We start from the raw sequence: 24569 nt of genomic DNA, 5'->3' as shown, positions 1-24569 counted from the left end.
CCAGCCTCGCTCAGCAGGCTAAGCGCTCATCGCCGGGGAAGGATCGATTTGTCCCACGGCTTGTGTCACGAGTTCCGGTGCGGGGTCGAAGATGTCGTGAGCTGCCAGATCGATGATGTCGACGCCGCGTACGGCTCTCTCGCATCGCTGCGCGAGATCGGCTCGACACTCCCCTGCCTCCTCGAGCGGAGCCAGCCTGACCTTCACCTCGACGTTCTTCTGACGCAGGATCCGACGGATGGACTGACCGATCGTTTCGGTGCCGACAAAGCAGGGTCCGGTGCACAGGGAACCGTCGGCGTTCTCGTAGCGGATCGCCATCGGCTGAACCGGGCATTCGGCGTCGACGGCTGCTTGGAACATCGCCGGACGAAAACCGCCGTACGCCCGCCCGCACCAGGTCGTTCCCTCGGGGAACACCATCACCCGGACACCTCGCTGCAGGCGTTCGCGAACGACGTCGACGGTTCCGGGGAGTTCACGCAGGCGAGCGCGGTCGATGGGGACGACGCGCATCCGGCGCGCGAGACCGCCGAGCACTGCCCAGTCGAGCAGGTCGGCGCGGGCGACGAAGTTGGCCGGAGCAACGGCGCTCGCGACGAGGACATCGGTCCAGGACACGTGACCGGCGACAACCATGACCCCGTCAGGTTCCGCGCGCCCCAACCGCTGATCGTCGACCGTCAGCTTCATCCCCAGACAACGAAGCAACGCGCGCGAGTATCCGCGTTGCATCTCAGTACGCCAGGTGCGCGGGAGCAGCCAGCCGGCCGAAAGCACAGGCGCAGTCAACAGTGCGGCACCGACCATGACCCCGCGGGCCATCACGGTGATACTCGACACACCGGGTGCGTCCGCGGGTAGGCACCCGTCGCCGCAGGGGCTCGTCGGCACCCAGTACGGCACCGCCGCGGTCATCAGCCGATCCCCGACTCGTGTGCGGCGGCCGCCGATCGCAGCCGTTCCAGATAGCGCTTGTTGGCGGAGTGAAGGCCCTGCAGCGCAACAAAATCGGCCACACCGAACTCGGGATCGTGAGCAGGTTCCCCGCAGATCATCGCGCCCATCCGCAAGTAACCACGGAGCAACGGTGGCATCGTCACGCGTTCCGGTGCGGCGATCTCGTCGAGCGTCAGACCCCCGAGGACCACCGGGTTTCGTGGGATCACCCGCCGCGACCCCGGACTGGCGTGCTTGTTCATCACGAAGTCACGGACGCCGCGAACATCGGCGCCGGCAATTGAATCGGGGCTCGGCAAGACGGGCACGGAGACGCAGCCCATCACCCACTCGTATCCGGTCAATTCGAGATAGTGCAGGATGCCCGACCACATCAGGCTCAGGACGGATCCGGTGCGGTGCGCGGGATCGACGCACGCGCGACCCATTTCGACGATCCTGTTCGCCACCGGATCGAGCGCGGAGATGTCGAATTCCGTTGCGGTGTAATACCCACCGGCCGCCGCAGCGGAATCCGGCGGCAGCATTCGGTAGCAGCCGACGTACTCCTCGGTGATGTTGTCGCGAACGAGAAGATGATCACAGAATTCGTCGAAGGCGTCGGCGTCGAGTTCGAACACCCCGGCCGAAGCGGGGAGGGAGAAGCCTGGCTCGGAGGCGAACACTCGGTATCGAAGGCGCTGCGCAGCGACACGATGCTCGCGGTCGGAGGAGACGATCAGGGAATATCTCGGCTGGGCGACCTCACGGCCGAGATTGTCACTCGCGGAGCGAAGGACTGACGTAATTGTCATGCGCAAGGTTTATCGAGCGCGAACGGCGTCTCGGTATCGACGAAGTGACATGCCGATGCAGGCCGGGTGAATAAAGCACTGTGCGCCTTTATCAACCGCGGGGGGTTGATAAAGGCGCACAGCAGTTTGTGCTTTTCAGCCCTTGTGGGACTTCACAGCTTCGGTGAGCTGCGGTGCGACGTTGAACAGGTCGCCCACGATGCCGAAGTCGGCGATCTCGAAGATGGGTGCCTCTTCGTCCTTGTTGACCGCGACGATGGTCTTGGACGTCTGCATGCCGGCACGGTGCTGGATGGCACCGGAAATGCCGAGCGCGATGTACAGCTGCGGCGAGACCGTCTTACCGGTCTGACCGACCTGGAACTGTCCGGGGTAGTAACCCGAGTCCACAGCGGCACGCGAAGCACCGACTGCAGCGCCGAGGGAGTCGGCCAGCTCTTCTACGACGGAGAACTTGTCCGCGCTGCCGACGCCACGTCCACCGGAGACGACAACCGACGCCTCGGTGAGCTCGGGGCGGTCGCCGCCGACAATGGGCTCACGCGAGGTGACCTTGACGGCACTCTCGTCCTGAGCCGGAACCTCGACGGTGATCTGCTCGCCTGCGCCGGCCTGCGGAGCAGCCTCGACTGCGCCCGGACGAACCGAGTAGACGGGAACGTCGCCGTTGGCCTTGGCTTCGACGGTGAACGCGCCACCGAAGATGGAGTGGACGCCGGTGCCGTCAGCCTTGATCTCGATGACGTCGGTCAGCAGTCCGGAGCCCAGACGTGCGGCCAGACGACCGGCAACCTCTTTGCCCTCGGTGCCGGCTGCGGTGATGACTGCTGCCGGGCTGGTGGACTCGACCAGAGCGGCGAGAACGTCGACCTTGGGGGTGACGAGGTAGCCGTCGATGTCGTCGGACTCGGCGACGTAGATCTTCTCGGCTCCGGCTGCTGCCAGAGCGTCGGCGAGCTTTGCTGCGGTGCCCGCGGGGCCGGCGACAACTGCCGACGGCTCACCGAGTGCGCGTGCAGCGGTGATGAGTTCGGTGCTGACCTTCTTCAGCGCACCCTCTGCGTGCTCTACGAGCACAAGTACTTCTGCCATGACTTAACTCTCCCTGAGTTCTTCTGCTGGATGTCTAGAAGGGCGCGATCAGATGACCTTGTTGCTGACGAGGTACGCGGCAATCTTGGTGCCACCGTCTCCCTCGTCGACGATGCGCTCACCAGCGGTACGGGGGGGCTTGGGGGTGGAGGACGTCACGGTGGTGCCGGCGTTGGCAACTCCGACGGTCTCCGGGTCGACTCCGAGGTCGGCCAGCGTGTAGACGAGAACTTCCTTCTTCTTCGCGGCCATGATGCCCTTGAAGGACGGGAAGCGCGGCTCGTTGATCTTCTCGGTGACCGAGACGATCGCGGGCAGCGAAGCCTCGAGGCCGAAGACGCCCTCGTCGGTCTCGCGCTCACCGGTGATCTTGCCGTCGGCGACGACGACCTTGCGCAGCTGCGTGAGCTGCGGGATGCCCAGGTACTCGGCGATGATGGCCGGAACAGCGCCGACGCGGCCGTCGGTGGCCTCGTTGCCGGCGATGATCAGGTCGGCAGGCTCGTCGTTCTCGAAGGTGATCTGCCCGAGAGCAGCAGCGAGCGTCCATGCGGTCTGGATCGCGTCGGAGCCGTGCAGTGCCGGGTCGTTGATGTGGACGGCCTTGTCGGCGCCCATCGAGAGAGCCTTGCGGATAGCGTCGGTGGCGCGGTCGGGACCTGCGGACAGCACCGTTACCTCACCGCCCTGAGCTTCCTTGATGAGGAGTGCTTCTTCGACGGAGCGCTCGTTGATCTCGTCGAGGACTGCGTCGGCGGCTTCACGGTCAAGCGTGTAGTCGCCGTCGGTCAGCTTGCGCTCGGACCATGTGTCGGGGACCTGCTTGATCAAAACAACGATATTCGTCATGGGTCTTCGTCGACCTCCTGTGTGTAATTCACCTGATAAATCGTCTGTGGTGCTCGCGCAGTCCGAGCGTCCGAAAAGAGAGTCCGACAGGTCTCCCTACGGGCGAATTTCTCGGTTCACGTCGGCTGTGCGTTAGATTACCCCACGTTAAGTTACCGGTGGGTAACTTAACGTGGAACCTCGTCCACCATAACGGCACGAACAGGAATTGACAGCAGTGATCTGGACCACGGCGAACACGTTCTACTCGGATGGCACTAATCTCGCACGGGTGAGTGAAACGAGTGTCAGCAACCACGAGGACGCACCCCTGCCCTTGACGGGCGAACGAACCGTGCCAGGAATCCCCGAGGAGAACTACTGGTTCCGACGCCACGAAGTGGTGTACCGCGCACTTCTGGAGCGCTGCACGGACCGCCGAGTCCTCGAGGCCGGTTCCGGAGAAGGCTACGGCGCCAACATGATTGCGGACGTCGCAACAAAGGTTACCGGCCTCGACTACGACATCTCCGCGGTCGAGCACGTCCGTGCCCGCTACCCCCGCGTCGAGATGCTCCACGGCAACCTCGCCGAGCTTCCACTGGCGGACAACTCGGTTGACGTCGTCGTCAATTTCCAGGTGATCGAGCACCTGTGGGATCAGGGTCAGTTCCTGCGCGAATGCTTCCGAGTTCTCGCTCCCGGCGGTGAACTTCTCATCAGCACCCCCAACCGGATCACCTTCTCCCCCGGCCGCGACACGCCGCTCAACCCTTTCCACACTCGTGAGCTCAACGCCTCCGAAATGACCGAATTGCTCGAAGACGCCGGATTCCGCGTTCAGTTGATGACCGGCGTCCACCACGGTTCGCGCCTGAAGGAACTCGACGCCAAGCACGGCGGATCGTTCATCAATGCGCAGATCGACCGCGCGTTGGCCGGCGAGCCCTGGCCGGAAGATCTCACCCGCGACGTCGAGGGCATCACCGTCGACGACTTCAGCATCAGCGAACCCGACATCGACGACAGCCTCGACCTCGTCGCTATTGCCGTGAAGGAATCCGGCGAGTGAGTAACGCAACACCCGTCACCGAACCGGGGATGTTCGCCCTGGTTCTGCACTCCCATCTGCCGTGGCTCGCCAACCACGGCAGATGGCCAGTCGGCGAGGAATGGATCTACCAGTCCTGGGCTGCGTCGTACATTCCGCTCGCCGCCGCGCTACGACGCCTGGCCGACGAGGGCCGATCGCACCTGCTGACGCTGGGAATCACGCCCGTACTCGCGGCCCAGTTGGACGATCCCCACTGCCTCGCCGGGATGCATCACTGGCTCGGCAACTGGCAGATCCGCGCCCACGAGGCTGCCGGCATGCCGGACGCGGCGCACCGCGAACTCGGCGCGCGCGAGCACCGGGCCTCAGCTGCCGCTCTCGCAGATTTCGAGACTCACTGGCAGCACGGCGCCTCACCGGTGTTCCGCGACCTCATCGATCGCGAGGCCTTCGAGCTTCTCGGCGGGCCGCTGGCCCACCCGTTCCAACCGCTGCTCGATCCTCGCTTGCGGGCGTTCTCCCTCCGCGAAGGTCTCGCCGACGCGCATGCCCGGTGGAATCACACTCCGACCGGGATCTGGGGACCTGAGTGCGGGTACACCCCGGGCATGGAGCGCGGGTACGCCGAAGCGGGCGTCACCCACTTCATGGTCGACGGCCCCGCCTTGCGCGGCGACACGTCCCTCGGCCGCCCGGTTCGAGAATCCGACGTGGTTGCATTCGGCCGCGACCTGCAGGTCAGCTACCGGGTCTGGTCCCCCAAGTCCGGATATCCGGGTCACGCCGCCTACCGCGACTTCCACACCTACGACCACGAGACGGGTCTCAAGCCGTCGCGAGTCACCGGACGGACCGTCGACTCCGCCGACAAGTTGCCGTACGACCCCGAACTCGCTGCGGCCGCCGTCGACAAGCATGTTGCCGACTTCGTCGAAACCGTTCGGGCGCGTCTGCGCAGTGAATCCACCCGCATCGGCCGCGACGCCCTCGTGGTCGCAGCTTTCGACACCGAACTGTTCGGGCACTGGTGGCACGAAGGTCCGCAGTGGCTCGAAAAACTCCTGCGCGCGCTTCCCGAGGCCGGAATTCGCGTCGGCACCCTCGCCGACGCCAAGGCATCGGGATACGTCGGCGAACCCGTTCAACTCGAGGATTCGTCCTGGGGATCGGGTAAGGACTGGCGTGTCTGGGCTGGCGATCAGGTGTCCGACCTGGTGCAACTGAACTCCGAAGTGGTGGAGACCGCGCTCGGCACCGTGGACAAGTCTCGCGGACGCGACAACGCACCCGGACGACCGGAACTGCGAAACCGCGTCAACGATCAGATACTTCGCGAGACACTGATGACAGTTTCGAGCGATTGGGCATTCATGGTGAGCAAGGATTCTGCCGCGGGGTACGCCCGCGAACGTGCGCACAAGCACGCCCATGCGACCAGGGAAATCTCCGAAGCGCTGGTTTCCGGCCGCGATGCCGTCGCCGAGCGACTCGCCGAAGGCTGGAATCGCGCCGACGGGTTGTTCCCGGGACTGGATGCTCGCCGTCTACCTGACACAGAACTGAGTCCGTCGTGAAAATTCTCATCGTCTCGTGGGAGTACCCACCGGTCGTCGTCGGCGGCCTCGGCCGACACGTCCACCATCTCGCCACCGAGTTGGCGGCTGCAGGCCACGAGGTCGTCGTTCTCTCGCGTCGCCCCTCCGGCACGGATGCGTCGACGCACCCGACGATCACGCACATTTCCGAGGGCGTCCTTGTCGTCGCAGTGGCCGAGGACCCCGCGCACTTCGTCTTCGGCGAGGACATGCTCGCGTGGACCCTCGCGATGGGTCACGCGATGGTCCGTGCCGGGATGGCGCTGCACAAGCCAGGAGTGGGCGAGGGCTGGCAGCCCGACGTCGTGCACGCGCACGACTGGCTGGTCGCACATCCGGCGATCGCCCTGGCCGAATTCTATGATGTCCCACTGGTTTCCACACTTCACGCCACCGAGGCGGGTCGCCACAGCGGCTGGATCTCCGGACGCATCAACCGCCAGGTCCACTCCGTCGAGTGGTGGCTGGCAAACGAATCCGACTCTCTCATAACTTGTTCGGCGTCCATGCAGGAAGAAGTGACCGAGCTCTACGGCCCGACGCTGCCGCCGATCACCGTCATCCGCAACGGAATCGACCTGACCACGTGGAACTTTCGCGAACGTGGACCGCGATCCGGACCGCCGAAACTCCTCTTCGTCGGCCGCCTGGAATACGAGAAGGGCGTGCAGGACGCCATCGCAGCACTCCCCCGAATCCGTCGTAGCCACCCCGGCACGACCCTCGCGATCGCGGGCGAAGGCACCCAGTTCACCTGGCTCTACCAACAGGCACGCACGCATCGCGTCGCGCGGGCGGTGGACTTTCTCGGCAACCTCGATCACACGGAACTGCTCAGCTGGCTGCACGGAGCGGACGCCATCGTCCTGCCGTCGCGCTACGAGCCGTTCGGAATCATCGCCCTCGAAGCGGCGGCGGCCGGCACTCCGCTGATCACGTCCACCGCAGGCGGACTGGGCGAAGCCGTCGTCGACGGGGTGACGGGGATGTCCTTCCAACCGGGCGACATCGCCGGGCTCACCTCGGCTGTCCGCGAGGTACTCGACGATCCCGCCGGGGCGCAGGAACGGGCAGTGGCCGCCCGCGCACGCCTGACATCGGACTTCGACTGGCATCAGGTCGCCGAGGAGACTGCTCACGTCTACGCGGGCGCGAAGCGTCGGGTGCGGCAGCCGTTGGCACGGCCACAGATTCCCGAGCGGCCGCTCCCTGGTCGCTGACGCGCTGACCTCAGCGGGTCGGGAGGGGCGCGGTGAAACGAGAACTCGCATCCCCGAGCAGATGGCCTGGTGGCATCATCCGGCCGCACAGCACGAGCAGGAGATCCTGCGCCGCCCCGTGAACCTCGGCGCCGGCACCGTACGTCCAGTCTCGGTCGTCGGCGCGCAGCCGAGCGCCGTCGAGGTCCGTCCCGAAATACTTCAGGGTTTTGGGCGAGAGTCCGCTGAGCACGCGAGTGAGCCGGTCTTCGGGCACCACGTAGTCGTCGCCGAGTGCCACGCGAATGTCCTGACCGTGGATCACGTCGTGCGAGAGCGCACCCTCGAAGCCGCCGCCTGGTGGCTTCCACGGGTGTGCAACGTTGTCGCGAAGCGAGGCAAGCAGTTGTCGCTCACCGACTTCGGACGCATCGGCGAGCGCTCGCCGGTTCGACATCTTGTTGAAGTTTCCGCGTGACTTGACCATTTCCACGACGAATCGCGGCGCCGAGTATCGGTAGGGCATGGTGATGTGCGCGATCACTTCGCGGACCCGCCACCCCTCGCACAGGGTCGGCGCGTTCCACTGCTCCGTGCTCAGGCCTTCGAGAAATCCCACCAGTTCGCGGCGCTGCGCCACGACCCATTCGGGTGTCTGTTCGCTCATGTCGGCACTCCTTTCACCGGCGCAGACTTTCGGCGCCGATACCGATACAGACCGGTGGCGGCGCCGAAAGTAATCGCTGGTTCTGCGGAAAATGAGCTACGACGTCGACGACGCGTCGGCAGCGTCTGCGGCGGCCTTCTTGCGCGCGATGTCTTCGAGCGCCGCGATGTACTTCGCGCGATCGGCAGCGCCGGCTTCCCAATCGGACTTGCGGTTCTTGACCGCCTTCGCGGGCGAGCCGACCGCGATGCTGTAGTCCGGGATGTCGCCCTTGACGACGGCGTGCGCCCCGAGGACACAACCGCGTCCGACGCGGGTATTTCGCAGCACGGTGACCTTCGCTGCCACCCACGTGTCCGGGCCGATACGGACGGGGCCCTTGACGATGCCCTGGTCCTTGATCGGTGTGTTGATGTCGTCCATGCGGTGGTCGAAGTCGCAGATGTAGCACCAGTCGGCTACGAGCGTCGACGCACCGATTTCGATGTCGAGGTACGTGTTGACGACGTTGTCCTTGCCGAAGACGACCTTGTCGCCGATGCGCAGCGAGCCTTCGTGGCAGCGGATCGCGTTGCCGTCACCGATGTGCACCCAGCGCCCGATCTCGAGGCGGGACAGGTCGGGGGTGGAATGGATTTCGACGTTCTTGCCGAGGAACACCATGCCGCGCAGGATCACGTGCGGGTTGGCCATCTTGAACTTGGCGAGACGGTAGTACCGCACCAGATACCAGGGTGTGTACGCCTTGTTCGCCAGAACCCATTTGAGGGAATCGACCGTCAAGAACTTGGCCTGATCGCTGTCGCCTCGGCGTGATCCCCGCCATCGAGTGCGCAACGGTGCGCCCCACATGCTCGTCATGAGTGTTCAGCCTACGTGGGGCCGACTCACCGACCCTCGGGGTGTGCCCCGTCACGTTGCCCCGGTCGGGATAGTCTCTGGTCCGGGCTTGTGCAGTTACCGAGGGCTCTTGATCAAGTGAAGGCAGGGAGATTGTGATGCGGCGGGTCCTACGGTCGTCCGTGATGGTGTCGACGGCGATCGCTGCGGCCCTGATCGCCGGTTGCGGCAGCGACGACGGACAGGTGGACCGGTACGCGTCGGCGGGTTGGCCGGCCATGCATGCCGACGCCCGCAACAGCGACACGAGCCCGGTCACCGGATCACGCGATGTCGAGTTCGCATGGTCACGCCCCCTCGGTGGTCCGGTTGCCGCGTACGCCTCGGTGGCCGCGAACGGTCAGAGCTTCGTCACCGCGCGCACCGAGAACGGCTGCAATCTCTTCTCGTTCCAGATGGATACGGGTCGCAAGAAGTGGTGCGCTCGACTCAACGACGGAGTAGTCGCGTCCACACCCATCGTCGACACGGCCACCAATGTCTACGTCGGCGAGAGCGGCGCGATGATGTCCTTCACCGAGACTGGTCAATTGCGTTGGCGCACGCTCGTTGTGGGCACTCCTCTCTCGTCACAGTTCACCGGCGACGGAAACCTGTTGTTCATCACCCAATTGGGTCAGATCAACGTGCTCAACCCGCAGACCGGCGCAAAAGTGGTTCCGTCGTTCGACCTGATCCCGCCGCCGTCGATCGACCAGGGCGCGAATGCAGAACTCATTCCCGACAACAAGGGTTTGAACGAGTGCTTCCTCGGCACGTCCGGCTGCCCGGTGGCCAATACCCCGGCAGTGGACCTGGGCACCGGCAAGTTCTACTTCACCTTCTACGGACCCAGTTCTCAGGCAGCCGATCTGGTCGCCATGAAGTACACGGGCGGCGACAATCCGTCCATCACCCGCGAGTGGTCCACCGACGCGCTTCCCGGTGGAACGGCGTCGAGCCCGGACCTGTCGAAGGACGGCAAGACCGTCTACGCCACCGACAACAACGGATCTCTCTGGGCAGTGAACGCCGAAACCGGTGACACCAGGTGGAGTTACGACATCGGCTTCAACTCGGCCGGTAGTGCCTCGACGTCCGACGACGGTTTGATCATTCCCGCCGGCGGCGACAAGGGCCACCTCCTTGCCGTGCGCGACGAGGGAGATCACGCCGAACTGGCCTGGGAACGTAAAGACCTTCTGCAACTGGGCGTTCCGGCGCAGACCGCCGGCGACACCGGATACACCGTCGTCCGCGAGGGTGAGAACGGACTGAGCCTGATCACCTTCGACACCGAAACCGGTGAGACGGTGGATCAGGACACGTTGCCGGGAGCAGTCGGCTTCACCGTCGGCACCTCGATCGGCCCCAAGGGCGAAGTGTTGACGCCCAGCGCAATCGGTGAGCTGTTCGTCTTCAAGTGAGCTAGCGGGACGCCTCACAGATGAAGGCCGACGCCGATCGTCCGATCCGCACGATCACGACGCTCAGTGCACGCGAGCCCTTGAGCTTGAGCCGTGGACGCAGCACTGCCGGGTCCACGTCGACTCCTCGCACCAGGATTTCGGCCACACCGCAGTCCCGCTTGGACAGTGTCTGTTTGAGCAGTTTCTCGGAGTACTTGATCTGCTCGAGGATCCGGAATCCGCGAACTCCCTCAGGGACGCTGTCACCGGTCAGATAAGCGATGCGTGGATCGAGCTGCCAGAGGCCGTGTCTGGCCGCGTAGTGGCGCACGAGGCCCGCGCGCACTACCGCTCCGTCCGGGTCGATGATCCACTCCCCCGGCGCTTGCTCCGGAATCACGTCGTCCTCGGCGTCGGTGATCGCCCACCCGCTCCCGTCGGAGCGAAGCACCGAAGCTCGACGCGTGACGCCGGACTCGGCCAGCCCCGTCGACCACAGGCAGGCTTCCTTGACGCCGCCGTCGAGCGAGACGACCTCGACTTCCCCGTCCCAGCCCAGATTGTCGAAATCGAGTCCGGGAGCACACTTCACCGCGAGATCACGGCCGGAGTACGCCTCGATGAGGCCCGGTAGAGGTGGCATCAACGCTGCCGGATCGTGAGTGCGGCGACCGCCCGATCGCCGTGCGGGGTCTGCCAGTACGACGGTGTCGCGTGTCGTCGGGCGGAGCGCGTCGGCCCGCAGCAACGCTGCGCTCGGCACATTGCGCTGTGCCATCGCCAGGCGAACGGAATCGATGTCGCTGCCGATCACGCGATGCGCAACTCCGGTCAAGGCATGCAGTTCGGCGCCGATGGAGCACGTCACGTCGTGGACGTCGCGCCCGATCAGACGCTGCGCGCGGTGGGCCGCGACAACGCCGGGAGTGGCTTGTTGCATCGCGTCGTCCGTGAACAACCACTGATCACTGCCGGGCAGTTTCGTAGCGGCCTTTCGTCGAAGCAGGACGGTGTCCACGAGCGCAGGCATGTGATCACCGAAACGCGTACGCGCCCGGCCGATGTCGGCCAGACGCGTACGCGTGGACAGTTCGAGCTGATCCACCTCGGCCAAGGCAGCTACGCCGGAATCACTTCCGAGATAGTCGACGTCGCCGAGGGTGAAGTCATAACCCAATTCAGTTGCCGGGCTTCACGCCGGTGATCATGACGTTGTAGAAGAATCCGCGAGGAACGACGTGGCGGAGCACCTTCTCGTCGACCCAGCTGAGCGTCTTCCAACCACCGAAAGCGAAACGCCCCCAGCCCCAACCGAGCTTCTCCGGCGGAACAGCCGCTTCGAAGGTACGGACAGGCCAGCCGAGAAGCGCCGCGGCGAATTCCTCGGTGGCAGCGTGGACCTGATCGGCGCCCGCAGACTTCGCCATGTTCTCGAGGTCGGTGGGGTCGAACGTGTGGATGTCGACGACAGCTTCGAGAGCTGCTGCACGAGAAGACTCGTCGAGTTCCTCTTGCGGACGACGCCAGTCTGCGAGGAACGGCAGCTTGGTCACGCGTGTGGTTGCTTCCCACGTCGCGCGGCCGAGCCAGCGGGCGTAGAAGTTGCCGACAGTGGTGGGCTCACCGGCGAAGACGAAACGTCCGCCGGGCTTGAGGACACGAAGGACCTCACGCAGCGACTTCTCGACGTCCGGAATGTGGTGCAGCACGGCGTGGCCGACCACCAGGTCGAAGGTGTTGTCCTCGTACGGAATGGTCTCGGCATCGGCAACACGGCCGTCGACCGGAAGGCCGAGGCTTTCGGCATTGCGCAGTGCGACCTTGACCATGCCGGGCGAGAGGTCGGTGACCGAACCGGTCTTGGCGACTCCACCCTGCATCAGGTTCAGGAGGAAGAATCCGGTGCCGCAACCGAGTTCGAGCGCGCGCTCGTACGGGAGCGGCTGATCGCCCGCGACGGCGTCGAAACGACCACGTGCGTAGTCGATGCAGCGCTCGTCGTACGAGATGGACCACTTGTCGTCGTAGGTTTCGGCTTCCCAGTCGTGGTAGAGCACCTGGGCGAGCTTGGTGTCCTTACGAGCGGCCTCGACCTCTTCGGCCGTGGCGTGCGGCCGCGGCGCGGGGTCGACTACCGAGGTGTCGGTAGCGGCGGGCGGCGTGACGGTTGCGTCGTCATTCGGGCTGGCTGTCATGGCGGCTATCCTACTCGCTGGTAAGAGATGAACAAGTTCTAGTTTAGGGGAGCCTACTCGCCCGTGAACTCGGCCTTGCCCGGACCGTTCGCGATGAACGACTCCATGCCGATCGCCTGATCCTTGGTCGCGAACAATCCGGCGAACAGATGCTGCTCGATCTTGAGCCCGGATTCCAGGTCGGTGTTCAGACCCTCGTCGATGGCTGCCTTGGCAGCAGCCAACGCACGTGACGCTCCCCCGACGAACTGCGAGGCCCACGTGCGAGCGGCGGTGTACACGTCGTCGGGAGCGACGACCTCGTCGACCAGACCGATGGCCAACGCCTCGTCAGCCCCGACGAAACGGCCGGTGAAGACCAGATCCTTGGCCTTTGCCGGACCGATCAGACGAGCCAGGCGCTGCGTTCCGCCGCCACCGGGAATGATTCCGAGCAGAATCTCCGGAACTCCGAGCTTGGCGTTGTCTCCGACGATCCGGCGATCGGCCGAGAGTGCAACTTCGAGTCCACCACCGAGTGCGTATCCGGTGATCGCGGCAACGGTCGGCTTCGGGATGGACGCCACGGCGCCGAGCCCGGCCTGCATGCCACCGATCGCGTCACGGATCTGGCCGTAATCCATCTCGGCCATTTCCTTGACGTCTGCACCTGCTGCGAAGACTTTCTCGCCGCCGTAGACGATGACGGCCTTGACTGCCTTGTCGACGGTCGCAGCGTGTGCGGCAGCAGCCAACTCGTCCTGAACCTGACGGTTCAGAGCGTTCATGGGCGGACGCGCCAGACGGATGGTGCCGATGCCTTCGGAAACCTCGAGAGTCACAAATTCAGCCATGGTCGAGAGGTTACTTTGCCGCCTTGACCGACCACGGATGCGGCCCGGCGACGTAGTAACCGTCCTGGTTCGGGAACTCGACGCGCAGCGTTTCCTCGTCGGTGATCAACGTAGGCAGGATGACGGGAATCACCGGCTCGGCTGCGAGTATCTCCGCCACCGAACTGAACTTGGCCAATTCGGTCAGCTGACTCCACGTCGGCGGCAACAGGATGCTGCCACCCTCCCGCCAGTGCGCCAGCGCGTCCTGCGGGCTCTGCCAACGAACCTCGGCGGCCTCGGAGGTGACGCCGTCCGCGATCTGTCCGGTCGGTGACGCTGCGACGAAGAAGCGCGTGTCGTAGCGGCGGGTCTCGCCCACCGGCGTAATCCAGTTCGCCCACGGCCGCAGCAGATCCGTGCGCAGGACCAGGTTCTCCTTCTTCAGGAAATCGCTGAACGACAGCTCGTGCTTTTCGAGAGCTACTCGGTCCTGTGCATAGCCGGCCGTGTCCGCGACGACCGTGTCAGCCGTGGGGCCGGCCAGCAGGACACCGCACTCCTCGAAAGTTTCCCGCACCGCAGCCAAGACGAGAGCCTTCGCCCGAGCAACATCCGTGCTGAACCGCTCGGCCCACCACTCGACCGACGGTCCGGCCCACTCGACCTCGGCCGTCGCATCGGACTTGTCGACGCCGCCGCCGGGGAATACCGTCATGCCCCCGGCAAACGCCATCCCCTGTACTCGTTGAAGCAGGAAGATCTCGATACCGGATTCGGCATCGCGCACCAAGATGACGGTCGACGCATCCTTGGGCTCGGGGACAGCGTTTGCATTCTCGTTAGCCATGCTTCGCGAACCTACGCGATCTGTGATCTGGGCCGCATTTCAGGTCCCACTGAAGCTCACGCGCGATGAGCTCCGGACGGCCTCGCACGGCGCGCGAAGTATCGGCCGTCCGCCTTGTCGAGGCTGATGGACTGGCTGAATGCCGCGCTCAGATTTTCGGCGGTGATGACGTCGTCCAGAAGGCCCTGAGAGACGACCTCCCCTTCCTTGAGAAGGAGTGCGTGGGTGAATCCCGGCGGGATTTCCTCGACGTGATGGGTGATCAGAACGGTAGCCGGGGCGTCCGGATCGGCAGCCAGTTCGGCGAGTCTAGCCACAAGTTCCTCACGTCCACCGAGATCGAGCCCGGCGGCGGGCTCGTCCAGGAGAAGAAGTTCGGGATCGGTCATCAAGGCTCGCGCGATGAGGACGCGCTTGCGCTCGCCTTCGGAAAGCGTCCCGTACGTCCGATCCGCCAGGTGCTCGGCGCCGAGGCTTTCGAGCATCTCCACAGCGCGCGAGGTGTCCATGGATTCGTACTCCTCGCGCCACCGACCGAGAACGGCGTAGCCCGCCGACACGACGAGGTCGCTGACCTTCTCGTCGCCGGGCACGCGGTTCGCCAACGACGACGAGGACAAACCGATTCGCGGGCGCAACTCGTTGACGTCGACCTTGCCGAGAACTTCGCCAAGGAGGTGGGCAGAACCACTGGTCGGGAAAGTCTCACCGGCCGCGATGCGCAGCAGCGAGGTCTTGCCGGCACCGTTGGGTCCGAGCACCACCCATCGCTCGTCCAGCTCCACTTTCCAGGTGACGGGCCCCACGAGAGTGGACCCTCCCCGACGGATGAGTACGTTGTCGAAATCGATGAGCAGATCTGGATCAGGTAGCGGCACCCGAACATCTTCCCGCACATTCTCCGGCCGTTCACGGCAGGATCATCTTGCGTGTCGCCTCTCATCGAAACTCACCCCCCGACGCCCGGGTCTCCGTTCCCACTCGGCGCCCACATCGTGGACTCCGGAACCCAGTTCGCGGTCCACGCCCCGGCCGCGTCGAGCGTCCACATCTGCCTGATCGACCAGGACGGAAACGAAGATCGCGTCGAACTTCGGCAACACACGTACGGAATCTGGCACGGAATCATCTCCGGGATCGGTGCGGGGCAGCGTTACGGAATTCGGTCGTCCGGCCCGTGGAATCCGCGCGCCGGGCTGAGACTTAATCCACACAAGCTGCTCGTCGATCCGTGGGCGCGCCGCATCGAGGGGGATCTCGGTGATCACCGTGCCCTCCTGTCGTACGCCGACGATCCCTTCGGCGACCCGTCGACGGTCGACTCGCTCGGCCACGTGCCGCTGTCCGTGGTGACTCCCGGCCTCGCGCCCGCCGGAGCCCGCCTCGAGACGCCGTGGGAGGAAAGCGTCATCTACGAACTGCATGTGGGCGCGTACACCGCCAGTCATCCAGGAGTACCCGCCGCCCACCGCGGAACGTACCTCGGCCTGACGGCACCGGCCGTGATCGATCACCTCGTCTCACTCGGCGTCACTGCCGTGGAACTGCTTCCCGTACAGGCATTTCTGACCGAACACAGCGTCCGCGAGCGAGGGATGCGCAACCACTGGGGATACTCGACGGCGTCGTACTTCGCCCCGCATCCCGGATACGCGGCAACTCCGGGCGGCGAAGTCACCGAGTTCCGGATCATGGTCGACGCACTACACGCGGCAGGCATCGAGGTCGTCCTCGACGTCGTCTACAACCACACCTGCGAGCAGAGTGTCGACGGAATCAGTGTCAGCTGGCGAGGTTTGGACGGCCCCGGCTATTACCTTCTCGACGGCGACGGCCGCGACATCGACCTGACCGGGTGCGGCAACACGGTCGACGCCTGCTCCCCCATCGCCGTCCGCATGATCACCGACAGCCTCCGTTACTGGGCCACCGAAATGGGTGTCGACGGCTTCCGATTCGATCTTGCGAGCGCGTTGGGTAGGCCGCGCGGCGGAGGCTTCGACCAGCGGGCGTCCATCCTGTCCGCCATCTCCTCCGATCCGGTACTGACTCGGTGCAAGCTCATCGCCGAACCGTGGGATGCGACGGCCGACGGTTACCAGGTCGGAAACTTCGGACTCCAGTGGTCCGAATGGAACGACAAGTACCGCAGCACCATTCGCCAGTTCTGGAACGGCGGATCCAGCGTCCGGAAGGTCGCGTCGCGCCTCGCCGGTTCCGAGGACATCTTTGCCGGCAGCGGCCGTCGCCCCTGGGCGTCGATCAACTTCGTCACAGCGCACGACGGGTTCACCGCCGCCGATCTGGTCGCGTACAACCACAAGCACAACGAAGCCAACGGTGAAGACAATCGTGACGGCGCCGATCACAACGATTCGTTCAACCACGGAATCGAAGGCCCGAGCACCGATCCCGAGATTCAGGACGCCAGGGCACGTCATGTACGGGCGCTACTGGCCACGCTCGTGCTGTCGACAGGCACACCGATGCTCACCGCCGGAGACGAGTTCGGCCACAGTCTCGGCGGAAACAACAACGCGTATTGTGTTCCCACACTTGCCTCCCCAGCCGATTCGTGGGCCCTGGACTGGACGGCGGCCGATCAGTCGTTGGTGCAGTTCGTCTCCCGAGCGTTCGGATTACGCCGAGCGGCACCGGCGTTGCGTCAGCCCGAATTCTTCGAAGGCAGAAGAAGACTGGAGCACCCGGACCTCGTCTGGTTCGACGCTGCCGGCGTCGAGTTCGACGACACCGCATGGTACGACGAGAGTCACCGAACGCTGCAGGCCTGGATCGACGGAGCCGACGTTCGGTCTCACACTCGAACCGGGCGCCCACTCGGTGACGACAGTTGGCTCCTGATCCTGCATTCCGGTGGACCGGTTCAGGTCACCGTCGGCACTCCGGAATGGTTCGACGGCACCTTGACTGCATCGTTCGATTCGGCTTCACCCACCGGAGAACCTGCCTCCACGGCCGAAGTTCCCGTCGGCACCGAGATTTCGCTGACCGGCCCCACGGTCTTGGCCTTACGTTCCGTGACACGTCCTCCGGTCACCGCTGCTGTCATGGAATCCGGCAGCACCTTGATGAGGAATTGAATGGTCGGTCCGATCCCGAAGGCGTACAACACTGTTCCGACGCCGACGGTTCCACCGAGGAGCCATCCGGTCGTGAGGACCGCGATCTCGATGCTGGTACGCACGAGCCTGACCGACAGACCTGTGCGAGCGACCAGTCCGGTCATCAATCCGTCGCGGGGGCCCGGCCCCATGCCCGCGCCGATGTAGAGAACGCTGGCCAGTCCGTTGAGGAGGATTCCCGCGACCATGATCATGGCTCGAACTGGCATGGAATCAAAGACCGGCAAGAAGGCCAGTGAGGTATCCACCGAGATGGCAATTACAACGACATTGGCGACCGTTCCGAATCCCGGCCGCTGACGGATCGGAATCCAGAGCAGCAGTACCACCGCACCGGTAATCGCAGTGATCACGCCGAAACTGAGCGAAACATGCTCGGCCACGCCCTGATGGAACACATCCCAGGGATCCAGACCAAGACCGGCTGTGATCATCATGGCCATCGAGAAGCCGTACAACCACAGACCAACGAACAGCGAGGCGAATCTCCGTATCAACACCCGACCATCTTGATGGCCACTGGACTGTTCATCCATAGCCAAGTTGCCGATACTGGACTGGTCGGTTGCGTCTCTACGGAACCGCGATGACTGTCATGGAGCCTGGTGCCACTTCCGTGAAACCAGCGTCACGAACCGCGACGGCCTCCGACTTCTTCAGCCGAACTACTGCTTCGGCCCACTGTTCCGGGCTCGCGTCGCGCACCGAGCAGCGAAAGTCGTTCTGCGCCCAGGCCCAGCACTGTTTCTCGGACATGGCCGCCGCCAACAACATCGAGGCATGCCCGACCTGTGCCGACGCCTTGCCAACCGTCATCTCGAGCGCCGAGTCGATCCACAGCACCGGAAGACCAGGCTCCGGCGGGCCAGGCTCGTCGTGCTCGAGATCGGTCCCACCGATCTGCAACTTCTTGATTCGCGGGTCCAGTTCTCCGACCGGCCCGGGAACCAGAGCCCGCGCCTGCGCGCCATCCACATCGACGGTGATTCCCGGTACCTCCTGCGCGGCGAGCCACTGCGCTCCTCGCGCTCGACGAGACACCTTCCGAATCCGGGCACCCACCCACGCCGAATAGTCCTCGTGCCAGGGGCCGGGTTCCCCGTCTTCGGTGAACCCGACGCGTTCGTCCAGACACAGCGCCACAGCCGCCGTTGCCGCAGCCTCGAGCAGTGCGGTGCGCTTGGGCGGGTCTGCCTTCGGAATGTGCAGAACGATCGGCATCGCCAACACCAGCGCCGGATCCGCGGGATCGTCTCGCCCTCCGTACCCAGCGGCCAGCACCGCGTGGCGCTCGCGCCAGCGCGAATCGGGGCCGGACATCACAGCTGGATCGGAACTGAATGCTGGATCGGAACTCATGGAATCGGTACGCGTCGCACGCCACCGTCGACGGCGTCCGCAGCCTCGACCTCGTCGCGGGTCACACCGAGAATGAACAGCACAGCGTCGAGGAAGGGATGCGACAACGCAGCATCTGCGACCTCCCGCAACGCAGGCTTGGCGTTGAACGCCACGCCCAGGCCCGCGGCGTTGAGCATGTCGATGTCGTTGGCACCGTCACCGACGGCGACGGTCTGTTCCATCGGCACACCGACCTGATCGGCGAACTTGCGCAGCGCAACGGCCTTCGCGGCGCGGTCGACGATTTCACCGATCACACGTCCGGTCAGCTTGCCGTCGACGATTTCGAGGGTGTTGGCGTGCACGAAGTCCAGTTCGAGTTCGTGTGCGAGGCCTTCGATGACCTGCCGGAAGCCACCCGACACCACGCCGCAGTGGAATCCGAGACGGCGCAGGGTGCGAATCGTGGTTCGCGCACCCGGCGTCAGTTCGATGCTCTCTGCCACCTCGTCGATGACGGAGGCGTCGAGACCGGCGAGTGTCGCCACACGCTGGTGCAGTGATTCGGTGAAGTCGATCTCGCCGCGCATCGCAGCTTCGGTGACGGCGCGGACCTCGTCCTCGACGCCGGCCTTCGCGGCGAGCATCTCGATGACCTCGCCCTGGACGAGCGTCGAGTCCACGTCGAACACGATCAGACGCTTGGCCCGGCGAGCGAGACCTGCGCGCTCGACCGCGATGTCGACGTTTTCGAGAGCGGCGACCTCGGCGAGTCCGGTGCGCAGCTTCGCGTCGCCGTCCGCCGTATCGGCCGCGCTGACGCTGAGTTCGAGGCCGGTGACCGGATAGTCGGCGACACCACGGATGGAATCGATGTTTGCGCCCTGCTTCGCGAGTTCGCGTGCAACCGATCGCATTGCGCGAGCATTGACCGGGCTACCGAGAACAACGACCGCGTGGGTGGACACCGCGGGCCGTCCGGGATCGGCACCGATTTCGATGTCGACGTTCATTCCGACCGTCGCCATCGCCTGTTCGAGTTCTTCCTGAAGCGCTTCGGGATCGTTCGGGCAGGCAACCATGACACCGAGTGTCAGTCGACCTCGAATCACCACCTGCTCCACGTCGAGTAGACGCACATCGTGCCGCGACAGCGCCGCGAACAGTACCGAGGTGACGCCAGGGCGGTCCGGCCCGGTCACAGTCACCAGAACAGTGGTGTCAGAGGCACCCACCGAAAACTCCGATCGTTTCTTCGTTCGCGTCTTGATCGTCACTATTGTGCCAAGCGAAAGGCCCCACCCGTTACTCGGGCGGGGCCTTCGCTGATTACTTCAGTGTGTTACTTCGCTCAGGAGCGGCTGTCGGTTCCGGGGTCGCCTTCGTCCCCGACCGTGAGCGGCTCGTGACGAGCATCTTCGAGCACGGTGCTGGCGTTCTTCCCGCCGTGGCCGGGGCCGACGTGCGCTTCCGCGCGCATCCGCTCCACCATGTGCGGGTAGTGCAGCTCGAACGCCGGACGCTCGCTACGGATGCGCGGCAACTCGGTGAAGTTGTGACGCGGCGGCGGGCAGGTGGTTGCCCACTCCAGCGAGTTTCCGTAACCCCACGGATCGTCGACGGTGACCACCTCGCCGTAGCGGTAGCTCTTGAAGACGTTCCAGATGAACGGAAGCGTCGAGGCACCGAGTACGAAGGCAAAGATCGTGGACACCGAGTTCAGAACCGTGAACCCGTCCGAGGGCAGGTAGTCGGCGTAACGACGCGGCATACCTTCGGCACCGAGCCAGTGCTGAACGAGGAACGTGCCGTGGAAACCGACGAACGTGGTCCAGAAGTGCCACTTGCCGAGGCGCTCGTCCATCATGCGACCGGTCATCTTCGGGAACCAGAAGTAGATACCGGCGTACGTGGCGAACACGACCGTGCCGAAGACCACGTAGTGGAAGTGGGCGACGACGAAGTAGCTGTCCGTGACGTGGAAGTCGAGCGGCGGGCTCGCGAGGATGACACCCGACAGACCACCGAAGAGGAAGGTGATCAGGAAGCCGATCGAGAACAGCATCGGCGATTCGAAGGTCAACTGCCCCTTCCACATCGTGCCGATCCAGTTGAAGATCTTCACACCTGTCGGCACGGCGATCAGGAACGTCATGAACGAGAAGTACGGCAGGAGAACAGCTCCGGTTGCGTACATGTGGTGGGCCCACACTGCGATCGACAGAGCGGCGATGGCCAACGTTGCGTACACCAGGCCGCTGTAGCCGAAGATCGGCTTACGGCTGAAGACCGGGAAGATCTCCGAGACGATGCCGAAGAACGGCAGCGCGATGATGTACACCTCGGGGTGACCGAAGAACCAGAACAGGTGCTGCCACAGGAGCACACCGCCCGTTGCCGGGTCGAAGATGTGCCCACCGAGATGGCGGTCGACGAACAAGCCCATGAATGCAGCGGTCAGCAGCGGGAACGCCAGCAGGATCAGGATGCTGGTGATGAAGATGTTCCAGGTGAAGATCGGCATGCGGAACATGGTCATACCGGGTGCGCGCAGGCAGATCACGGTGGTGACCATGTTGACGCCACCGAGGATGGTGCCGAGGCCGGCGACGGCCAGACCCAAGACCCACAGGTCGGCGCCGACGCCGGGGCTGTGCAGCGCGCTGGTCAGCGGCGTGTATGCCGTCCAACCGAAGTCTGCTGCGCCACCGGGCGTGACGAATCCGGCCGTCGTGATGATCGCACCGAACAGGTACAGCCAGTAGCTGAACGCGTTCAGGCGCGGGAACGCGACGTCGGGTGCACCGATCTGGAGCGGAAGAATGTAGTTCGCGAAGCCGAAGACGATCGGGGTCGCGTACAGCAGCAGCATGATCGTGCCGTGCATGGTGAACAGCTGGTTGAACTGTTCGTTGGAAAGGAACTGCATGCCGGGTACAGCAAGTTCGGCACGCATCATCAGTGCCATGAGGCCACCGATGAGGAAGAAGGCGATGGAAGTCGCCAAGTACATGATTCCGAGCACCTTGGGATCGGTGGTCGTGATCATCTTGAAAATGAATGAGCCCTTGGGTCCCTGCCGCGGCGGGTAAGGCCTGGCCGGCGCTATCGTGGGGACTGGCTGGGGCGCTACGGCAGTCACTGATCCTCCTGAATGTGCCTTTGGTCGCTCCGCAGACTCCGTCAAAGAGCCCTTGGTTGCGCCCGCAGGGTCCGTCGCCCGGGCTGCGGACAACGGCTTCTGGCTTGCGCTCATCGAATCGTAGACCGTGACTCCGAGGCACCGCGACCCGGTCCTACTCTGCGTCGTACTCGAGCATCCGTTTTTCACGGCACCGAACGAACGACCTGCGGTTTATGTTCCCCCGGGAGTCCGAACCCACTTCCGAATCGGCGTGTCGTGCGCGTCGAAGAATTCGGTCGGTGTCCGTTTTCGGCCATCTCCTCCACTGATAAGGTCACCCTCGCCTAACTCACCTCAGGAGTATTCAGTGAAATTCTTTCCCCGCCGCGCCGCGCTGGTAGCCGTCGCAGCCTCGATCGCCTTGGTCGTTCCAGCCTGCTCGAGTAACGACGAGCCCGCTGCAACCACCACCTCGACCGAGTCGGGCGCATTCCCCCGCACGATCGAACACTTCCGTGGAAGCACCGAAATCCCGGCAGCACCCCAGCGGATCGTCGCGCTCGACAACAGCTTCACCGACGCCGTCCTTCTCCTCGAATCCCCGCTCGTCGGCTACGTCGACTACCGCGAGCCCGGTCTTCCCGACTACCTCGGATCCTCGCGGGAGGAATTCGCCGCGGACGCCGTCTCGGTCGGCACGGTCAGCAGTGCAAGCCTCGAGAAGATCGCCGCACTGCAGCCAGACCTCATCATCTCCGCCGAGGTCCGCGACGGGAAGAACTACGAGCAGCTCTCCGCAATCGCACCCACCGTCTTCACTCAGACGACCGGCCCGACGTGGAAGGACAACATCCGCCTGGTCGGTCAAGCGCTGGGCAAGGAATCGCTGGCCGAGGCGAAGATCACCGAATACGAAACACGCGCGGCTGCCGTCGGCAAGGAAATCAACGAGAAGGCGAACAACCCGGTCATCTCGGTAGTCCGGTTCGCCGGTGAACCGACCGCACGTCTCTACCGCACCACCTCGTTCAGCGGCATCGTTCTTCAGGACGCCGGATTGAAGCGCCCGGACAACCAGGGACCTGACCCCGCCGATGCCGGCAACATCATGATGAAGATCAGCCCCGAGCTGATCAACGAAGCCGACGCGGACGTCATCTTCATCAGCACCTGGCAGGACGCCGAGGGCAAGAGCGCCGAAGCCGCGAAGCCGTTCCTCGAGAGCCCGCTGTGGCAGACGCTTCGAGGACGCAAGGTCGACGTGGACGATTCACGTTGGATGTCGCCGGTCAGCATCCAGGGCGCCCACATGATCCTCGACGACCTCTCGGACACGTTCGAGGTGGACAAGCAGAACAGCTGAGTCGAACAGCTAACCTGAACGGCGCCCGCTCACACAGGAAGCCGTCGACTTGTCTGTTCTCTCACGCACGTCTGTTCTCTCACGCACGTCTGTTCTCTCACGCACGTCTGTTCTCTCACGCACGTCTGTTCTCTCACGCACGACCGCCTGCACGTCCGTTCGTCGTGTCTCGATCCTGGGGATCGCCGCCACGATGCTCGTCCTCGGTGGTTGCTCGTCCGACTCGTCGGACGATCCGGCGAGCACCATCGTCCGGACCACTACGTCGATCGCCGGTGCCGGCGTGATGGGCATCGAACGCGACACCGCCACCGCGTGCCCGACGCCGACGCAAGCCGACCCGGGAGCGGGCCCCGGGGTGAAGCGTCGAGTCGTACACACTGCGGGTGAAACCGAGGTTCCTTCCGATCCCCAACGGATTGTGGTCCTCGACAGCGTCTCGATGGACGCCGTGTGCGCCCTCGGCCTGTGGGAGCGGGTAGTGGGCGCCGCGACCGGTGTCGACTCACCTCAACCGTCGTACCTGGGTTTCGGCATCTCGGAGATTCCGAGTGTCGGCCCCGTGAGCGCACCTGACGTCAACGCCGTGAAGGCCGCCGCGCCGGACTTGATCCTCGGGTCCAGTCCGGCGTCCGACGGCTTGTACGGGCAACTCGACGCCATCGCCCCCACCGTGTTCGCGGGCTCGGATCCCGTGTACTGGAAAGCGCAGTTCGCCCTCGCCGGCCAGGCACTGGGCCGTTCGTCCGCGGCTGCGACGGAGCTCGACCGCTACCAGCAGGACGTCGTGCAGCTCGGCGACGCATTGAATGCATCGCAGACGCAGGCATCAGTGGTTCGGTTCGGTTCGAAGGACCTGCAGATCGAGGGCCCTGCATCCTTCGCCGGACAGATACTCAGCGACGTCGGCGTCCGGCGCCCACCGGCGCAGCGATTGACCGATGCGACCACGGCACCGATTCCGGCCGACGATCTCAGCGCCGCCGAAGGGGACTTGATCTACGTACTCTTCGACGGGCCGAACGGCCGTACCTACGGCACCGAGATCATGAAGAGCGACCAGTGGCAGGACCTCGCCGCTGCCACAGACCGACGTGTGTTCGTAGCGGAAGACGACATCTGGAACGGAAACGGGATGACTTCTGCCCGTGCCGTATTGGCGGACTTGAAGGGAACCTTGAACGGATATGCGAGCTGACCGGAACGAACCACAACTCCCACATTCGAGGCGGCTCGCCACAACTGTGACGGTCGGGTTCTGATC

The 24569-nt window shown here is 64.5% G+C and carries 21 protein-coding genes and 1 pseudogene; 7 read left to right on the top strand and 15 right to left on the bottom strand.

Annotation, left to right across the window (positions count from 1 at the left end):
• Positions 1-18: 18 nt before the first annotated feature.
• From BH682_RS11515 to BH682_RS11500, 4 genes are all read right to left on the bottom strand, one after another.
• Positions 19-918, bottom strand: coding sequence for a lysophospholipid acyltransferase family protein (locus tag BH682_RS11515; protein ID WP_007729400.1), 900 nt, complete (start codon positions 916-918; stop codon positions 19-21).
• The gene (locus tag BH682_RS11510) at positions 918-1754 is read right to left on the bottom strand and encodes a GNAT family N-acetyltransferase (RefSeq protein WP_003944707.1); all 837 of its coding nucleotides are present in this window, start codon (positions 1752-1754) and stop codon (positions 918-920) included. Before BH682_RS11510 ends, BH682_RS11515 begins: the two co-directional genes overlap by 1 nt.
• A gap of 135 nt (positions 1755-1889) precedes the next feature.
• Complete coding sequence (locus BH682_RS11505) at positions 1890-2846, bottom strand: electron transfer flavoprotein subunit alpha/FixB family protein (RefSeq protein ID WP_003944698.1); 957 nt, start codon at positions 2844-2846, stop codon at positions 1890-1892.
• A 48-nt stretch (positions 2847-2894) separates the two neighbouring features.
• Complete coding sequence (locus tag BH682_RS11500) at positions 2895-3695, bottom strand: electron transfer flavoprotein subunit beta/FixA family protein (RefSeq protein WP_003944754.1); 801 nt, start codon at positions 3693-3695, stop codon at positions 2895-2897.
• 271 nt (positions 3696-3966) lie between these two features.
• Between BH682_RS11500 and BH682_RS11495 the strand changes: the two genes are divergently transcribed.
• The 3 genes from BH682_RS11495 to BH682_RS11485 are packed head-to-tail and all read left to right on the top strand — an operon-like array spanning position 3967 to position 7543.
• Complete coding sequence (locus BH682_RS11495) at positions 3967-4746, top strand: class I SAM-dependent methyltransferase (protein WP_050794067.1); 780 nt, start codon at positions 3967-3969, stop codon at positions 4744-4746.
• 29 nt (positions 4747-4775) lie between these two features.
• Complete coding sequence (locus tag BH682_RS11490) at positions 4776-6302, top strand: 1,4-alpha-glucan branching protein domain-containing protein (RefSeq protein ID WP_075835245.1); 1527 nt, start codon at positions 4776-4778, stop codon at positions 6300-6302.
• Entirely contained in the window at positions 6299-7543 is a 1245-nt protein-coding gene (locus BH682_RS11485; RefSeq protein WP_058038602.1) for a glycosyltransferase family 4 protein, read from the top strand. Before BH682_RS11490 ends, BH682_RS11485 begins: the two co-directional genes overlap by 4 nt.
• A 10-nt stretch (positions 7544-7553) precedes the next feature.
• Here the strand turns inward: BH682_RS11485 and BH682_RS11480 are convergent, their stop codons facing one another.
• Together BH682_RS11480 and BH682_RS11475 are read right to left on the bottom strand one after the other, a co-directional pair.
• On the bottom strand, positions 7554-8189 hold the full coding sequence (locus BH682_RS11480) for a maleylpyruvate isomerase family mycothiol-dependent enzyme (protein WP_065455553.1): 636 nt from the start codon (positions 8187-8189) through the stop codon (positions 7554-7556).
• 96 nt (positions 8190-8285) lie between these two features.
• Positions 8286-9050: an acyltransferase gene (locus tag BH682_RS11475; protein WP_003944741.1), complete on the bottom strand. Its 765-nt coding sequence runs from the start codon at positions 9048-9050 to the stop codon at positions 8286-8288.
• 137 nt (positions 9051-9187) lie between these two features.
• Between BH682_RS11475 and BH682_RS11470 the strand changes: the two genes are divergently transcribed.
• A complete protein-coding gene (locus BH682_RS11470; RefSeq protein WP_075832926.1) occupies positions 9188-10495 on the top strand; it encodes an outer membrane protein assembly factor BamB family protein in 1308 nt (435 codons plus the stop codon).
• A gap of 1 nt (position 10496) precedes the next feature.
• Here the strand turns inward: BH682_RS11470 and BH682_RS11465 are convergent, their stop codons facing one another.
• From BH682_RS11465 to BH682_RS11445, 5 genes are read right to left on the bottom strand one after another with little or no spacing between them, the layout of a single operon-like run.
• A complete protein-coding gene (locus BH682_RS11465) occupies positions 10497-11654 on the bottom strand; it encodes a THUMP-like domain-containing protein (protein WP_075832924.1) in 1158 nt (385 codons plus the stop codon).
• A 1-nt stretch (position 11655) separates the two neighbouring features.
• Positions 11656-12672, bottom strand: a complete 1017-nt coding sequence (locus BH682_RS11460) for a class I SAM-dependent methyltransferase (RefSeq protein WP_003944733.1) — start codon at positions 12670-12672, stop codon at positions 11656-11658.
• Between the two features lie 53 nt (positions 12673-12725).
• Positions 12726-13505: an enoyl-CoA hydratase/isomerase family protein gene (locus BH682_RS11455; RefSeq protein WP_003944701.1), complete on the bottom strand. Its 780-nt coding sequence runs from the start codon at positions 13503-13505 to the stop codon at positions 12726-12728.
• 10 nt (positions 13506-13515) lie between these two features.
• A complete protein-coding gene (locus BH682_RS11450) occupies positions 13516-14334 on the bottom strand; it encodes an NUDIX hydrolase (protein ID WP_065352360.1) in 819 nt (272 codons plus the stop codon).
• Positions 14335-14390: 56 nt separating this feature from the next.
• Entirely contained in the window at positions 14391-15212 is an 822-nt protein-coding gene (locus BH682_RS11445) for an ABC transporter ATP-binding protein (RefSeq protein WP_003944728.1), read from the bottom strand.
• Between the two features lie 51 nt (positions 15213-15263).
• On the opposite strand from BH682_RS11445, the pseudogene glgX reads away from it, so the two are divergent.
• Positions 15264-17306 (top strand): annotated as a pseudogene (gene glgX / locus BH682_RS11440) (glycogen debranching protein GlgX); the annotation flags it as partial.
• On the opposite strand, the gene yczE reads toward glgX, so the two are convergent.
• The 4 genes from yczE to ctaD form a co-directional block, all read right to left on the bottom strand.
• Positions 17219-18013, bottom strand: coding sequence for a membrane protein YczE (gene yczE / locus BH682_RS36685; RefSeq protein WP_215515836.1), 795 nt, complete (start codon positions 18011-18013; stop codon positions 17219-17221). The pseudogene glgX and the gene yczE sit on opposite strands and share 88 nt — an antisense overlap.
• 37 nt (positions 18014-18050) lie before the next feature.
• A complete protein-coding gene (locus tag BH682_RS11430) occupies positions 18051-18836 on the bottom strand; it encodes a peptidyl-tRNA hydrolase (protein ID WP_063836273.1) in 786 nt (261 codons plus the stop codon).
• Positions 18833-20053 (bottom strand): phosphoserine phosphatase SerB, encoded by a 1221-nt coding sequence (serB, locus tag BH682_RS11425; RefSeq protein WP_003944761.1) that lies wholly within the window; start codon positions 20051-20053, stop codon positions 18833-18835. The genes BH682_RS11430 and serB overlap by 4 nt, the downstream gene beginning before the upstream one ends.
• Before the next feature lie 116 nt (positions 20054-20169).
• Positions 20170-21960: an aa3-type cytochrome oxidase subunit I gene (ctaD, locus tag BH682_RS11420; protein WP_020907234.1), complete on the bottom strand. Its 1791-nt coding sequence runs from the start codon at positions 21958-21960 to the stop codon at positions 20170-20172.
• A gap of 349 nt (positions 21961-22309) precedes the next feature.
• Between ctaD and BH682_RS11415 the strand changes: the two genes are divergently transcribed.
• Together BH682_RS11415 and BH682_RS11410 are read left to right on the top strand one after the other, a co-directional pair.
• Entirely contained in the window at positions 22310-23305 is a 996-nt protein-coding gene (locus BH682_RS11415; protein ID WP_075832920.1) for an ABC transporter substrate-binding protein, read from the top strand.
• A 193-nt stretch (positions 23306-23498) separates the two neighbouring features.
• Positions 23499-24503, top strand: a complete 1005-nt coding sequence (locus BH682_RS11410) for an iron-siderophore ABC transporter substrate-binding protein (RefSeq protein WP_075832918.1) — start codon at positions 23499-23501, stop codon at positions 24501-24503.
• Positions 24504-24569 lie beyond the last annotated feature (66 nt).

This window comes from Rhodococcus sp. YL-1, assembly GCF_001942025.1.
In the GTDB taxonomy this organism is placed as follows: Bacteria; Actinomycetota; Actinomycetes; order Mycobacteriales; family Mycobacteriaceae; genus Rhodococcus_F; species Rhodococcus_F qingshengii.
The sequence above is the reverse complement of the archived record's forward strand: the minus strand, read 5'-3'. Positions and strand labels throughout refer to the sequence as shown.